This window comes from Pseudoalteromonas sp. AOP7-A1-14 (assembly GCF_052376275.1).
Classification (GTDB): domain Bacteria; phylum Pseudomonadota; class Gammaproteobacteria; order Enterobacterales; family Alteromonadaceae; genus Pseudoalteromonas.
In genome coordinates this window covers 1-14,790 of the sequence record NZ_JBQSVO010000040.1, presented here as the reverse complement: position 1 = coordinate 14,790, position 14,790 = coordinate 1, and the positions used below count along the sequence as shown (strand labels likewise).

Annotated in this window: 11 protein-coding genes and 5 tRNA genes; 13 read left to right on the top strand and 3 right to left on the bottom strand. The window is 40.8% G+C overall.

Features of this window, described 5'->3' with window-relative positions; genetic code table 11:
* Positions 1-3: 3 nt before the first annotated feature.
* Together ACT3RM_RS08240 and ACT3RM_RS08235 are read right to left on the bottom strand one after the other, a co-directional pair.
* Complete coding sequence (locus tag ACT3RM_RS08240; protein ID WP_441835659.1) at positions 4-759, bottom strand: UDP-2,3-diacylglucosamine diphosphatase; 756 nt, start codon at positions 757-759, stop codon at positions 4-6.
* Between the two features lie 65 nt (positions 760-824).
* Positions 825-1,316: a peptidylprolyl isomerase gene (locus tag ACT3RM_RS08235; protein WP_441835650.1), complete on the bottom strand. Its 492-nt coding sequence runs from the start codon at positions 1,314-1,316 to the stop codon at positions 825-827.
* 162 nt (positions 1,317-1,478) lie between these two features.
* Here ACT3RM_RS08235 and cysS point away from each other — a divergent pair, with 162 nt between their 5' ends.
* Together cysS and ACT3RM_RS08225 are read left to right on the top strand one after the other, a co-directional pair.
* The gene (cysS, locus tag ACT3RM_RS08230) at positions 1,479-2,858 is read left to right on the top strand and encodes a cysteine--tRNA ligase (RefSeq protein WP_441835651.1); all 1,380 of its coding nucleotides are present in this window, start codon (positions 1,479-1,481) and stop codon (positions 2,856-2,858) included.
* Between the two features lie 134 nt (positions 2,859-2,992).
* A complete protein-coding gene (locus ACT3RM_RS08225) occupies positions 2,993-3,889 on the top strand; it encodes a DMT family transporter (protein WP_441835652.1) in 897 nt (298 codons plus the stop codon).
* A gap of 39 nt (positions 3,890-3,928) precedes the next feature.
* Here ACT3RM_RS08225 and folD read toward each other — a convergent pair whose 3' ends face one another.
* The gene (gene folD / locus ACT3RM_RS08220; RefSeq protein ID WP_441835653.1) at positions 3,929-4,783 is read right to left on the bottom strand and encodes a bifunctional methylenetetrahydrofolate dehydrogenase/methenyltetrahydrofolate cyclohydrolase FolD; all 855 of its coding nucleotides are present in this window, start codon (positions 4,781-4,783) and stop codon (positions 3,929-3,931) included.
* A 341-nt stretch (positions 4,784-5,124) separates the two neighbouring features.
* Here folD and ACT3RM_RS08215 point away from each other — a divergent pair.
* The 11 genes from ACT3RM_RS08215 to ppiD all read left to right on the top strand — a co-directional run bounded on the left by ACT3RM_RS08215 (position 5,125) and on the right by ppiD (position 14,717).
* Positions 5,125-5,201 (top strand) — tRNA-Pro (locus ACT3RM_RS08215).
* Between the two features lie 45 nt (positions 5,202-5,246).
* Positions 5,247-5,323, top strand: a tRNA-Arg gene (locus ACT3RM_RS08210).
* A gap of 24 nt (positions 5,324-5,347) precedes the next feature.
* Positions 5,348-5,423, top strand: a tRNA-His gene (locus ACT3RM_RS08205).
* 15 nt (positions 5,424-5,438) lie between these two features.
* Positions 5,439-5,515 (top strand) — tRNA-Pro (locus tag ACT3RM_RS08200).
* A gap of 75 nt (positions 5,516-5,590) precedes the next feature.
* Positions 5,591-5,667: transfer RNA gene (locus tag ACT3RM_RS08195), tRNA-Pro, on the top strand.
* Positions 5,668-6,099: 432 nt separating this feature from the next.
* On the top strand, positions 6,100-7,404 hold the full coding sequence (gene tig / locus ACT3RM_RS08190) for a trigger factor (RefSeq protein WP_441992939.1): 1,305 nt from the start codon (positions 6,100-6,102) through the stop codon (positions 7,402-7,404).
* Between the two features lie 231 nt (positions 7,405-7,635).
* A complete protein-coding gene (gene clpP / locus ACT3RM_RS08185; RefSeq protein ID WP_441835655.1) occupies positions 7,636-8,250 on the top strand; it encodes an ATP-dependent Clp endopeptidase proteolytic subunit ClpP in 615 nt (204 codons plus the stop codon).
* Between the two features lie 147 nt (positions 8,251-8,397).
* Positions 8,398-9,681: an ATP-dependent protease ATP-binding subunit ClpX gene (gene clpX, locus ACT3RM_RS08180; RefSeq protein WP_441835656.1), complete on the top strand. Its 1,284-nt coding sequence runs from the start codon at positions 8,398-8,400 to the stop codon at positions 9,679-9,681.
* A gap of 150 nt (positions 9,682-9,831) precedes the next feature.
* Positions 9,832-12,192 carry an endopeptidase La gene (gene lon, locus ACT3RM_RS08175; protein WP_441835657.1) on the top strand — a complete coding sequence of 787 codons (2,361 nt, stop codon included), beginning with the start codon at positions 9,832-9,834 and terminating at the stop codon, positions 12,190-12,192.
* A 183-nt stretch (positions 12,193-12,375) separates the two neighbouring features.
* The gene (locus ACT3RM_RS08170; protein WP_441835660.1) at positions 12,376-12,678 is read left to right on the top strand and encodes an HU family DNA-binding protein; all 303 of its coding nucleotides are present in this window, start codon (positions 12,376-12,378) and stop codon (positions 12,676-12,678) included.
* Positions 12,679-12,812: 134 nt separating this feature from the next.
* Positions 12,813-14,717: a peptidylprolyl isomerase gene (gene ppiD / locus ACT3RM_RS08165; protein WP_441835658.1), complete on the top strand. Its 1,905-nt coding sequence runs from the start codon at positions 12,813-12,815 to the stop codon at positions 14,715-14,717.
* Positions 14,718-14,790: the final 73 nt, after the last annotated feature.

Genomic DNA, 14,790 nt, shown 5'->3' with positions numbered 1-14,790 from the left:
TTATTACTTCGTGTTCATTTTTGATGCAAGAGGTGTGTTATTAAGCGTTTGGCCGTTTTCATCAACGACTAAATATGAGCCTTGTTCGTACCAATCACCAAGTACGGTACGGGTGAGTGTTTTATCTGCTACTTGATATTTATGCACATTAGGGCGGTGAGTGTGCCCATGGATCATATTGGTGACTTTATGGGCTTTGAACATATTAAGTACAGCTTGTTCAGTCACATCTAAAATATCTAGTGCTTTACTGGCTTGATTCATTTTACTTTTTTCGCGTATTTTACGGGCTAAACTACGACGATACCAAAGCGGTAATGCAAGCATAAGTTTAGGCCACCACCAACCTCGACTCTTTTTACGAAATTGTTGATATTCAATATCTTGAGTACACATTTCGTCGCCATGTAAAATGACCGTAGGTGTGCCGTATAAATCAATTACATATTGCTCAGGTAGTAATGTCATACCGGCTTGCGATGCGTATTTATCACGTATTATAAAGTCGCGATTACCATGGATGAAATAAACGGGAATACCACTATCACTCACTGCTTTTAAGTGTTTCGCTACGCTTGCTGATAACTCGGTGATAAAGTCATCGCCTACCCATACTTCAAAAAAGTCACCCAGAATATAAAGCGCATCAACTGGTTGGTTGATTATTTTAGTGTTTAAAAATGCATAAAAGGCCGCGCTAATATCTGGGCGGTTTTCGCTTAAATGTAAATCGGCAATAAAGTATGTTTGGCGCATGATGACTCGTGGTTAACACTAAAATTAAAAAGCGGATAAATTTACCCGCCTTTAAATATAAAACTAACTTAGCTTACAGTTACTTTTTCGATTTTTACATCGTCAAGAGGTACGTCTTGGTGAAAACCAGCGCTACCAGTTGCAACACCCTTAATTTTATTTACAACGTCCATGCCTTCAACGACTTCAGCAAATACACAGTAACCCCAACCTTGTGATGTTTCGCTGGTGAAGTTTAAAAAGTCATTGTCGTTCACGTTAATGAAAAACTGCGCTGTTGCTGAATGAGGATCCGGAGTACGGGCCATAGCAAGCGTGCCTACTTTATTAGCAAGGGCGTTGTTTGCTTCGTTTTGTATAGGGTCATGAACTTCTTTCTGTTCCATACCTGATTCAAAACCACCGCCTTGGACCATAAAACCGTCAATTACACGGTGAAATATAGTACCGTCATAAAAACCTGCATTTGCATACTGTAAAAAGTTTTTAACTGTGTTTGGTACTTCGCTGTCGTGCATTTTGATGGTGATGTCACCAAAGTTTGTGTGTAGAACAACCATGAGGTTTCCTATTTTCTGGTTTAATAATGGCGCTATTTTATAGTAGTTGGCTAAGATTAACAAAGCGGATATTGATTAAAACTAGTTTGACAAAGCGCTAGAGCAGGGGCTTTGCAAGTGGTAACATAGTGATCCACGAAAACAGTCAAGGATATTTAATAAATGGTACACATTTACAACACACTTACACGACAAAAAGAACAGTTTAAACCTATGGTCGATGGCAAAATCGGCATGTATGTGTGTGGTATCACCATTTATGATTATTGTCATATTGGCCATGCCCGTACGTTTGTGGGGTTTGATGTTATCGTTCGCTACCTTCGCCATATCGGTTATGACCTAAACTATGTGCGTAATATCACTGATGTCGACGATAAAATTATCCAACGCGCTAGTGAAAATGGCGAAACGATCAATGAGTTGACGCTTCGTATGACTAAAGCGATGCATGAGGACTTTGATAATTTAAATATGTTGCGTCCAGATATTGAGCCAACAGTGACTAACCATATGCCAGAAATTATAGCGATGGTTGAGCGGTTAGTTGCAAAAGGCCATGCTTATGTTGCCGCAGATGGCGATGTATTGTTTGATGTCTCAACCTTTAAGCAATATGGTGCACTTTCGCAGCAAGATTTAACTATGTTGCAATCAGGCTCTCGCGTTGAGGTGGCTCAAGATAAAGAAGATCCACTTGATTTTGTGCTATGGAAAAAAGCCAAAACGGGTGAGCCATCGTGGCCATCGCCATGGGGAGAAGGACGCCCGGGTTGGCATATTGAATGTTCAGCGATGAGTTCAAAGCACTTAGGTGAGCATTTTGATATTCATGGCGGCGGCTCAGATTTACAGTTTCCACACCATGAAAATGAAATTGCCCAGTCATGCTGCGCAAATAGTGGTAACTACGTAAATACGTGGATCCACACCGGTATGGTACAAGTAAACAAAGAAAAGATGTCGAAGTCATTAGATAATTTTTTTACCGTACGTGAAGTGCTTAAAGCTTATGATGCTGAATCAGTGCGATACTTTTTAATTTCCGGCCATTACCGTAGCCAGCTAAATTACTCACAAGAGAATTTAGACCAAGCACGTTCTTCACTTGAACGTATCTATACTGCGCTTCGTGGTGTTGAGCCTATAGCGTGTGAGCTTGAAGGCAATGAATATGTGGCTAAGTTCAGAAAAGCTATGAACGATGACTTTAATACACCTGAGGCACTGCCTGTATTGTTTGAACTGGCAAAAGAGTTAAACCGTGTTAAAGAAATTAATGCCGTTCAAGCAGGTCAGTTAGCGTATATTTTACGTAGTATTGGTGAAGTATTAGGTGTGGCGCAGCAAGTACCTGACACTTTTTTACAAGGTGGGCAGACTGATAATGAAGTCGCAGAAATTGAAGCCTTAATCGTAAAGCGTAACGAGGCTCGTGCTGGTAAAGACTGGGGGGCCGCTGATGAGGCCCGTGATGCACTTAATGCCTTAGGTGTGATTTTGGAAGACTCTGCAGGTAAAACCACATGGCGTAAAGCATAATAAATAGCTTTTAGAGCAAAGTTTCATATTTTTAAAAAGGTTGCCGACGTGGCAGCCTTTTTTATTTTTTATATTGACCTAACCCTTACTTTAGGTTTTATCCTTCTGCCTCATAACAGTTTAAAAGGAGCGAAATGAATATTTTACTTGCAATGATCCCTGCTTTTTTATGGGGTACAACGTACGCTGTGACAAAATATGCTGCGCCTGACTGGCCGCCAATATTACTTGGCGCAATACGCGCACTGCCGGCAGGTATTGTATTATTGCTGGTTAAACCTTCATTGCCACGCGCAAAACAATGGCGTGGATTAATACTGCTGGCAATGGTGAATATAGCCCTGTTTTTTAGTTTTATTTTTGTTATGGCGATTAATTTACCAGCCGCAATTGCCGGTGTAGGTATGGTGTCAGTGCCAGTGGTTGCATTACTTTATGCATGGTTATTTAAAGGGCAGAAACCAGCGCTTGTGCAATTTTTTTGTGCGCTGATTTTAATAGTATTGGCTTGGCGGTTATTTGATCCACAACATGTAACGCTAAACTTATTAGGAATAGCTGCGCTGATCGGAGCATTATTGACGATTGTTATTGGGAGTTCATTGGTACAAAAAGTGACTGTGCATATTCATTGGTGGACAGTATTAACTTGGCAGTTGATGATTGGTGGCGCACTATTAACATTTGGCGCCCTAATTCAAGCCTATTATATAGAGCCACAAGCATATCAAGTATTAAAAATGGCATTCACACCCATTCAGTGGTTTGTATTATTTTGGTTAGTCGTCCCTAATACTGCTATTGCTTATACACTTTATGTTTGGTTACTTGGGCGTATGACTGTGGTTGAGTTTACCTTTGGGACCATTGCTAACCCTATCGCGGGGATTATTTGCGCTGTAGTCTTACTTAATGAGCACTACGACAGGTGGCAATATACTGTAATGGTATTAATGATTTTCTTTTCTGTGTTACCACAAGGGCTAAAATTGATTAAACAAAGAGTCGCAACAAAAAAGGCCAGCGTTTAAGCTGGCTTTTAGTAAAAACTGAAAGTAAAACCTCAAAAATTAACTGTGGTATTTTTCACATGCTTCTAAGGTGTTTTCAATTAAGCTTGCCACTGTCATTGGGCCGACACCACCAGGGACGGGGGTAATAAAGTGCGCTTTTTGCTCTGCCACACTATATTCAACGTCACCCACTAATTTTCCTGTATCGAGGCGGTTAATACCCACATCAATAACAATAGCGCCTTCTTTAACCCAATCGCCGGGGATAAATTTAGGTTTACCAACGGCAACAACCAATAAATCAGCGCGGCGTACATGGGTTTCTAAATCTTGAGTAAATTTATGACATACGGTTGTTGTGCAGCCGGCGAGTAATAGCTCGAGTGACATCGGGCGACCAACAATGTTTGATGCACCGACTACAACCGCATGCATGCCTTTATAACGTACACCTGTAGAATCAAGTAAGGTAATTATACCTTTGGGTGTACAAGGGCGAAGTGCTGGCATACGTTGTGCTAAGCGGCCAATGTTATATGGGTGAAAGCCATCGACATCTTTATGCGGGGTAATGCGCTCAAGAATTTTTTCAGCGTCAAGCCGTTTAGGCAAGGGTAACTGTACTAAAATACCGTCGACTTCTTGGTCTTGGTTTAGTTCATCAATTAAAGTTAGTAGCTGTTCTTCGGTTGCTGTGTTTGGTAAATCAAATGATTTAGATATAAAGCCGACTTCTTCACACGCTTTTCGTTTTGAGCCTACATAGACTTGGCTTGCGGGATCTTGTCCTACTAGAACTACGGCAAGGCCTGGTGCTCTTAATCCTTGAGCTACGCGCTGTGATACTTTTTGTGCAACCGTACTGCGTACTTGCTTAGCTATTGCCTTACCATCGATGATGTTTGCCGTCATGGGTGACCTTTAGTTGGGGTTAGTTAACGATACTTTAAAAAACGAATGCATATAGAAATTGGGGTAATAATGCTAACAAAGAACATGGTCTTTACTTCTCGTTTTTAATATACATTACTATTTTCGCAGAAAAGCAGCATAGCGCCAAGATGCAATCTTATATAAAGTGTGGATTTCTAAAAAAGAGTTTGAATTTTAGCTTACATTCTCATTATTTAACCATTATGAACTAAAAATGACCGATTGATTTATTTTCTTAAAAAAAGGTTTGACCTGACCCAGCCAAATCACTATTATGCACCCCGTTGTTAACGAGGTCACTCGCTAGCAATAATAAGCATCGGCGATTAGCGCAGTTTGGTAGCGCACTTGGTTTGGGTCCAAGGGGTCGCAGGTTCAAATCCTGCATCGCCGACCACTTTTTAATTAAAGTAGCTTATTGGTTCGCTATGAAGTTTTCGATGCGCCCATAGCTCAGCTGGATAGAGCAACGCCCTTCTAAGGCGTCGGTCGAAGGTTCGAATCCTTCTGGGTGCACCATTTTGAAAACAATGTAATGCCGTGGTGATTGTAGCTCAGTTGGTAGAGCCCCGGATTGTGATTCCGGTTGTCGTGGGTTCGAGCCCCATCAGTCACCCCAATTTACAAAAAATATCGGCGATTAGCGCAGTTTGGTAGCGCACTTGGTTTGGGTCCAAGGGGTCGCAGGTTCAAATCCTGCATCGCCGACCACTTTCTCTTTTGAAGTGGTCTTAAACTCCCAGTTTGAGTATTTAATATGAAAAAAGAAGTTTAGCACTTCAATATCGGCGATTAGCGCAGTTTGGTAGCGCACTTGGTTTGGGTCCAAGGGGTCGCAGGTTCAAATCCTGCATCGCCGACCACTTTTAAAACTCCAATTTTGTGTCATTTGGTTTGGGTATATCCCATGCAGTCTCAGGTTCAAATCCTGCATCGGCGAGCACCTTTTTAAAATGTATAATAATAAATCAAAGTAAACTTTCTTATTTTAATCACTAAAGAATTCTCTTTGTGCTAACTTGCTAATCAAAACGCTTACTTCTTAACCATTTATCTTGTATAATGCGTGATCTAGCCAAATAATTGCCCCCTAGACTCGACTATCATAAATATTAGGTTATAATGCCGCGTCTATTGTTTAATATAGTGCCCGTAGGGCAGAGCAGCAATGGTATCTCATGGTATTAAACAGGTTGTTAAGTCATCAACTATGACTTAACACTTGCAAGCTCATCGAGATCACCTTGTGTGTAAGGAAGGCGAACAGTCGCCAAAATTGAAGATTGAGGTAAATCATGCAAGTTTCTGTTGAGACGACTCAAGGCCTTGAGCGCCGTCTGACCATCACCGTTCCTGCAGAGAACGTTGAGACCGAAGTAAAAAAACGCTTACAACAACTGTCTAAAACCCAGCGTATTGATGGTTTCCGTCCTGGTAAAGTACCAACATCAGTAATTAACAAACGTTACGGTGGCGCAGTTCGTCAAGAAGTTGCTGGTGAATTAATGCAACGCAACTATATTGATGCAATTGTTGCTGAAAAAATTAACCCTGCTGGCGCACCATCATTTGCACCTAAGTCTCTTGAAGCAGGTAAAGATTTAGAGTTCTCAGCGACATTCGAAGTTTACCCTGAAGTTGAAGTTCAAGGTTTAGATAAAGTTACTGTAGAAAAACCAGCTGTAGCTGTAACTGACGAAGACCTAGCAAATATGCTTGAAACGCTTCGTAAGCAACATGCATCATGGACTGAAGTAGATGCAGCAGCGGGCGAAAATGACCGCGCAACTGTTGATTTCATCGGTACTATCGATGGTGAAGAGTTCGAAGGCGGTCAAGCTGAAGATTTCCCTCTAGAGCTTGGTCAAGGTCGTATGATCCCAGGTTTTGAAGATAATATCGTTGGCAAAAAAGCCGGTGAAGAAGTGGTTGCAGACGTAAACTTCCCTGATGATTACCATGCTGAAAACCTTAAAGGTAAAGCTGTAAAATTCGTAATCACTGTGAAGAAAGTTGAAACGCAAGAGTTACCTGAGCTATCTGAAGAGTTCGCAACTAAATTCGGTGTTACCGAAGGTGGCGTTGACGCACTTAAAGAAGAAGTGAAGAAAAACATGTCTCGTGAGCTTGATCAAGCGGTTAAAGCTAATGTTAAAGATCAAGCGGTTAAAGGCTTACTTGAAAACAACGACGTTGAAGTTCCAAAAGGACTTATCGATCAAGAAATCGAAGCGCTTCGAGAACAAGCTGCACAACGTTTTGGCGGCGACGCTAAAAACATGCCTGAGCTTCCAGCAGAATTGTTCCACGAACAAGCTGTAACACGTGTTAAAACTGGCCTTTTATTAGGTGAAGTTATTAAAGCGAACGACATTAAAGTTGATGATGAAAAAGTTGAAGCATTAATTGCAAATGTAGCTTCTGCATATGAAGATCCAACTGAAGTAGTAGAATACTACAAAGCAAATGATCAACTAATGCAGCAAATGCGTAATGTAGCAATGGAAGAGCAAGCTGTTGAAGCTATTTTAGCTGAAGCAACCGTGACTGACGTTGAAAAAGCATTTGATGACATCATGAATCCACAGCAAGGTGCTTAATAAGTCATTGACTTAAGTCCTCGCTAACGATTAAATGGCTCGTGTTACTCTGTATTATGCAGTGTGCTCGAGCCATTTTAGTTTATGGCATTCGATTTTCACCCAAATTATAATACCAATTATATGAAAAACATGATCATTTTAGTGAGCTTAATCGTTCTCTAACTCAATGCAATTGGTATAACTATGCTTCCTGGTTACAAGGATAAGCGCATAAGGAATTAAATAAGTATGAATACTGGTATTACAGATCCTCTAAATGCATTAGTCCCTATGGTTGTTGAACAATCAGCAAAAGGCGAGCGCTCGTATGATATTTACTCGAGACTATTAAAAGAACGGATTATTTTCTTAACCGGCCAAGTTGAAGACAACATGGCAAATCTGATTTTAGCGCAAATGCTATTTTTAGAATCAGAAAACCCAGATAAAGATATCTTTTTATATGTCAATTCACCGGGTGGCTCTGTAACTGCGGGTATGGCTATTTACGATACCATGAATTTTATTAAACCTGATGTAAGCACAATTTGTGTTGGCCAAGCGGCTAGCATGGGGGCATTTTTATTATCAGCTGGTGCTAAAGGTAAGCGTTACTGTTTACCTAATTCGCGTGTGATGATCCACCAACCATTAGGTGGTTTCCAAGGCCAAGCATCTGATTTTGAAATACATGCTAAAGAAATCTTGTCTATTAAAGACAAGTTAAACCGTTTAATGGCTGACCATACAGGTCAACCATTAGATGTGGTATCGCGTGATACTGACCGTGATAACTTTATGAGTGCCAGCCAAGCGGTTGACTACGGTATTGTAGACTCAGTATTTACCAATCGCGGTAAGTAATTAAGCTATTGTTATGTTTAACCCGAGTTATTGCAGATGCGTGCTTGGGTTATCACTGTGCCAAAAGCAATAAATTTTGGTATAGTAATAGTATTGAAACAGCTGCTAAATAGTTTGGCAGCCAACGTATAGAGATGAGGTAGCTGAATGTCTGACACTCCTACAGACTCCGACAAAAGTAATAAGTTGTTGTACTGCTCTTTTTGTGGCAAAAGCCAGCACGAAGTCCGTAAATTAATTGCCGGTCCTTCAGTGTACGTTTGTGATGAATGTGTTGAGTTGTGTAACGATATTATCAGGGAAGAAATCAAAGACATTGCGCCTAAACACAATGCTTATGATAAATTGCCGGTACCAAAAGAAATTCGTAATCATCTTGATGATTACGTTATTGGTCAGGAACACGCTAAAAAAGTATTGTCGGTTGCAGTTTACAATCACTACAAACGTCTACGCAATCAAGAGAAAAACCCAGACATAGAATTAGGTAAAAGTAATATCTTGCTGATCGGCCCCACTGGTAGCGGTAAAACATTACTTGCAGAAACCATGGCGCGTTTACTTGATGTACCTTTTACTATGGCCGATGCCACCACCTTAACTGAAGCTGGTTATGTAGGGGAAGATGTTGAAAATATCATACAAAAGCTATTACAAAAATGCGACTACGATGTAGAAAAAGCCCAGCGTGGTATTGTTTACATTGATGAAATTGACAAAATTTCACGTAAATCAGATAACCCATCGATTACCCGTGACGTATCAGGTGAGGGTGTGCAACAAGCACTCCTTAAACTGATTGAAGGTACTGTTGCATCGGTTCCACCGCAAGGTGGCCGAAAACATCCGCAACAAGAGTTTTTACAAGTAGATACGTCTAAAATACTGTTTATTTGTGGCGGTGCATTTTCTGGGCTAGATAAAGTCATTGAACAACGCAGCCATAAAAATACTGGCATAGGTTTTGGCGCAAGCGTTAAAGAATCGTCAGGTTCACGTTCGTTGAGTGATACATTTAAAAGTGTTGAGCCAGAAGATTTAGTCAAGTATGGTCTTATTCCAGAGTTTATTGGCCGTCTTCCCGTAGTTGCAACGTTAACGGAGCTTGATGAATCTGCACTTATTCAAATTTTAAGTGAGCCTAAAAACGCCATCACTAAGCAGTTCTCTGCATTGTTTGATATGGAAGAAGTTGAGCTTGAGTTCCGCGAAGATGCCTTAAGCGCGATTGCGCACAAAGCAATGGAGCGTAAAGCAGGAGCTCGTGGTTTACGATCTATTGTTGAAGGTGTATTGCTTGAAATCATGTACGAGCTGCCATCAATGGATAATGTAAGCAAAGTAGTTATTGATGAGACCGTTATTAAAGGCGAGTCAGATCCTATTCTGATTTATGATAACAGCAAGCAAGACAAAGCTGCATCAGAATAAGTTTGATTGATAAGTAAACGAAAAGGAGCCTTAGGCTCCTTTTTTTATAATTTATTTAATCGTGTCAGCCTAAATTGTTGAACTTTAGTTAGGTTATCCCCATATACTTTAGTAATCTTTAAAATAAATGAAGTGCGAAGAGAAAATATAATGACGCTTGAGAGAACAGACCGAGTTGAAATCCCGGTGCTAGCACTGCGTGATGTTGTGGTTTATCCACACATGGTAATACCGCTTTTTGTTGGCCGCGAAAAATCAATAAAATGCCTTGAAGCGGCAATGGATAAAGACAAACAAATTTTCCTCGTGGCGCAAAAAGACGCAACCGTGGACGAACCTGAGCAAGATGATATTTATCGTGTTGGTACTATCGCAACCGTACTTCAATTACTTAAATTACCTGACGGCACAGTAAAAGTACTAGTCGAAGGTACACAGCGTGCAAAGCTTGAAAGCTTTGTTGATAATGACGAATTCTTTGTCGCCAATGCCCAGTTTATTGAATCGGGTGATATTGACGAAAAAGAGCAAGATATCTTCATTCGCAGCGCTGTTAGTCAATTCGAAGGCTATGTAAAACTCAATAAAAAAATTCCGCCAGAAGTGCTGACCTCAGTGTCGGGCATTGATGAAGCTGCGCGTCTTGCTGATACCATGGCCGCACATATGCCATTAAAAGTGCCAGAGAAGCAAAAAGTACTCGAAATTCAGGATGTAACAGAACGTCTAGAGTATTTAATGGCATTGATGGAAGGTGAAATCGATTTACTACAAGTTGAGAAAAAAATTCGTAGCCGCGTTAAGAAACAGATGGAAAAATCCCAGCGCGAGTATTATCTTAACGAGCAAATGAAAGCTATCCAAAAAGAACTCGGTGAGCTTGATGATGTACCAGATGAATTTGAAGCACTGAAAAAGCGTATCGAAGAATCAGGCATGTCAAATGACGCGACAGAAAAAGCTAATGCTGAGCTGGCAAAGTTAAAAATGATGTCGCCAATGTCAGCAGAGGCCACCGTAGTACGTTCGTACATTGATACATTAATTAATGTACCGTGGAAAAAGCGCTCTAAAGTGAAAAAAGATTTAGCTGGCGCGCAAAAAATTCTAGATAGTGACCATCACGGTCTAGGTAAAGTAAAAGAACGTATTATTGAGTATCTAGCGGTACAACAACGTACCAATAAACTTAAAGGTCCTATTTTATGTTTGGTTGGGCCTCCGGGTGTAGGTAAAACCTCGTTGGGGCAATCAATTGCACGTTCAACCGGGCGTAAATATGTACGTATGGCACTTGGCGGCGTACGTGATGAAGCTGAAATTCGTGGCCATCGTCGTACATATATTGGTTCAATGCCAGGTAAGCTAATTCAAAATATGACTAAAGTGGGTGTCAAAAACCCATTATTCTTATTAGATGAAATTGATAAAATGTCAGCAGACATGCGTGGCGATCCAGCATCTGCATTATTAGAGGTGCTCGATCCTGAGCAAAATAATCGTTTTGCTGATCATTATCTTGAAGTTGATTATGATTTATCAGATGTGATGTTTGTTGCGACATCAAACAGCTTTAATATCCCAGGGCCATTACTAGACCGTATGGAAGTTATTCGTTTGTCGGGCTATACCGAAGATGAAAAGCTGAACATTGCTAAAGAACATTTGATTCCAAAGCAAATTAAACGCAACGGCTTGAAAGTTAAAGAAGTAGTAATTGAGGATAGTGCAATTATCGGCATTATTCGTTATTACACTCGCGAAGCAGGGGTGCGTAATCTAGAGCGTGAAGCATCTAAGTTATGTCGCAAAGCGGTTAAAAATATCTTACTTAATAAAGCCACTAAAACAGTCACCATCAACGCAGATAACCTTGAAGAGTTTTTAGGTGTGCAACGTTTTGACTATGGTAAAGCAGAAGATGGTAATCGTATTGGTCAAGTAACCGGACTTGCATGGACTGAAGTGGGTGGCGACTTACTGACTATTGAATCAGCTGCTGTGCCAGGTAAAGGTAAACTAAGTTACACCGGCTCACTAGGGGACGTTATGCAGGAGTCGATTCAAGCAGCTATGACAGTTGTGCGTAATCGTGCTGAAGCATTTCGGATCAACAGTGACTTTTATGAAAAGCGTGACATTCATGTGCACGTACCTGAAGGCGCAACCCCTAAAGATGGCCCAAGTGCGGGTGCAGCTATGGTAACTGGTTTAGTGTCGAGTCTAACGGGTAACCCTGTACGCGCTGATGTGGCTATGACGGGTGAAATAACACTACGTGGTGAAGTACTGCCTATTGGTGGTCTAAAAGAGAAGTTACTTGCTGCGCATCGTGGTGGTATTAAAACGGTAATCATTCCAAAAATTAACGAGCGTGATTTAAAAGAGATCCCAGAAAACGTACTGGAAGGCCTTGATATTCACCCAGTTACTTGGATTGATGATGTATTAAAACTAGCTTTAGTACACCCTGTTGAGAGTTTTTCAGTCGAAACAGAGAAAAAGCAGTAAAAAAACCGAAAAAAGTGCTTTTAAGGGCTTTTCAAATCCGTTTGGTATGATAAGTTAAGCACTGGTTTTCAAGCCTAGGCCTTATGTGGCCTAGGTTTAAGAAATATAAAATAGTCTGAGCATAATTAGTTTGCTCTTAAATTTTCAAAACAGTGATGTTAATTTAAAAAACAATCGCTCTTGATAATAACAATGAAAGAGGATGATATTGTGAATAAATCTCAATTAATCGATCAAATCGCAGCAGATGCTGATATTTCTAAAGCAGCTGCAGGTCGAGCGCTAGATTCATTCATCGAGTCTGTATCAGGTTCCCTAAAAGATGGCGACCCAGTAGCGCTTGTTGGTTTCGGTACTTTCTCAGTACGTGAACGTGCAGCACGTTCAGGCCGTAACCCACAAACTGGCGAAACAATTCAAATTGCAGCAGCTACTATTCCAGCTTTTAAAGCGGGTAAAGCGCTAAAAGATGCATGTAATAGCTAAGACTGCTTTACAGTAAGTTAGCTTGGCGGGTTTTATATTGCCAATTGCTTCAAGTGAAAAAGCGTATCTGGTAAGATACGCTTTTTTTACATGGGCAAGGTAATTTCTGCCTTGAACAGAATAGAGATAAGTAAATGCTTGAGAAAATCAGAGATGGTTCGCAAGGACCGATAGCAAAGATTATTTTGGCTGCGGTGATTTTATCTTTTGCCTTAGCAGGGATCGGTGGTTATTTAGGTCAAACCACAGAGCAGCCCGTTGCTGAAGTAAATGGAGTTAAAATTAGCCAAACCGAATTCAGTCGTGCATATCAAAACGAACGTAGCCGATTAGAACAACAATTCGGTGAATATTTTGCACAAATTACGGCCGATCCTAATTACATGGCGCAAATTCGTCAAGGCGTGATTAACCGTTTAGTCGAGCAAGAGTTACAAACACAACTAGCAGAAGAGCTTGGCTTACGTGTTAGTGACGAGAGTGTTAAGCAAGCTATTTTTGAATTACCGTACTTTCAAATTGGTGGCCAGTTTAATAACGATCGTTACTTACAGGTTATTCGTCAAATGAATTTCCAGCCGAGTGCATTTCGTGAGTATCTTCGCGAAGAAATGACCCGCAGCCAATTGGTATCGGCTGTAGCTGGTTCAGATTTTGTGCTTGAAAATGAAGTAGCGAACACCGTTGCATTACAGCAGCAAACTCGTGCAATTGATTATTTAGTCTTAAGTAAAGAATCATTGCAGTCAGAAGTTGACGTAACTGAGCAAGAAATTGCTGATTACTACGAGTTAAACACGTCACAGTTTCTAGCTCCTGAGCAAATATCAGTGAACTATATTGAACTTGAGGCTGCAAACCTAGAAATTGATTCAAACGTCTCTGAAGATGACGTAAAAGCATATTATCAACAAAATAATGCCCAGTATGTCGAATCTGAAAAGCGCCGTGTAGCGCATATCCTAGTTGATAACAGTGAAGACGACGATGCGGCTAAAGCCAAAGCGGACGATTTACTAGCACAACTACAACAAGGCGCAGATTTTGCTGAGCTTGCTGAGTCATCATCAGATGATATTGTTAGCGCTGAAATGGGTGGCGACTTAGATTGGATTGAGCGTGATATGATGGACCCGGCATTTGAAGATGCCGCTTTTGCGCTTGCAAATAAAGGTGACTTCTCTGACGTGGTTGAATCTGAGTTTGGTTATCACATTATTAAGTTAACTGACTTACAAAGCGAGCAAGTAAAACCGTACGATGAGGTAAAAGCTGACCTTCGGGCTGAGCTTGAGCGTACTGAAAAAATTAACGCTTTCTATGACAAGCAAACTGAAATGAGCGAACTTGCTTTTGAAGTAGCTGATAGTCTAGACGATGCTGCCATTGGTGCAGGCGTTGAAGTGAAAAGCACGGCGCTTGTTAATCGTAATGAACTCCCTGAGCCATTGAGTAACCCAATAGTGACTTCGGCTATCTTCTCACCAGATGTACTTGAAGATGGTCTTAATTCAGAAGTTCTAGAAATAGGTGACGAGCATGTTGTCGTTGTGCGCATTAACGAATATAAGCCAGCCGCGACTAAAGAGCTTGCTACCGTGAGCGAGCAAATTAAAGCGACCTTAATTGCACAAAAAGCTTCAGAGCTAACAAAAGAAAAAGCCACCACGTTATTTGCACAAATCCAATCAGGGAAAAGCTTAAATGATGTGGCTACAGAGCAAAATCTGACGGTTCGTCAAGAAGCTACGCTTACACGTGAAGCTTACTCAGTATCGCCAGCTATTGTTCAGCATGCTTTTAAAATGGCTCATCCAAGTGACGTGCCAGTGGTTGATAAAGTAACCCTGCAAAATGGTGACGCAGCTATTGTTGCACTTAAGTCAGTGACTAATGCCAAGCTTGAAGGTGAACTAGATCCACAACAAAAGCAAAATATTACCATGGGTGAAGTAAACAAAAACTACATGGTTTTTATTGCTGCATTAAAAGCGCAAGCAGATTTAAACTTACCACAACTTCAGCAAGCTGTTGAATAAAAAGTAATTTAACCTACTTATTTAAAAAGCGCCGAAAGGCGCTTTTTTTGTGTTTGTTATAATAAACGCTAGG

Coding starts and splice junctions, on each gene's coding strand:
- ACT3RM_RS08235 (WP_441835650.1), bottom strand. CDS start 1,316: ATGGTTGTTCTACACACAAACTTTGGTGACATCACCATCAAAATGCAC.
- cysS (WP_441835651.1), top strand. CDS start 1,479: ATGGTACACATTTACAACACACTTACACGACAAAAAGAACAGTTTAAA.
- ACT3RM_RS08225 (WP_441835652.1), top strand. CDS start 2,993: ATGAATATTTTACTTGCAATGATCCCTGCTTTTTTATGGGGTACAACG.
- folD (WP_441835653.1), bottom strand. CDS start 4,783: ATGACGGCAAACATCATCGATGGTAAGGCAATAGCTAAGCAAGTACGC.
- tig (WP_441992939.1), top strand. CDS start 6,100: ATGCAAGTTTCTGTTGAGACGACTCAAGGCCTTGAGCGCCGTCTGACC.
- clpP (WP_441835655.1), top strand. CDS start 7,636: ATGAATACTGGTATTACAGATCCTCTAAATGCATTAGTCCCTATGGTT.
- clpX (WP_441835656.1), top strand. CDS start 8,398: ATGTCTGACACTCCTACAGACTCCGACAAAAGTAATAAGTTGTTGTAC.
- lon (WP_441835657.1), top strand. CDS start 9,832: ATGACGCTTGAGAGAACAGACCGAGTTGAAATCCCGGTGCTAGCACTG.
- ppiD (WP_441835658.1), top strand. CDS start 12,813: ATGCTTGAGAAAATCAGAGATGGTTCGCAAGGACCGATAGCAAAGATT.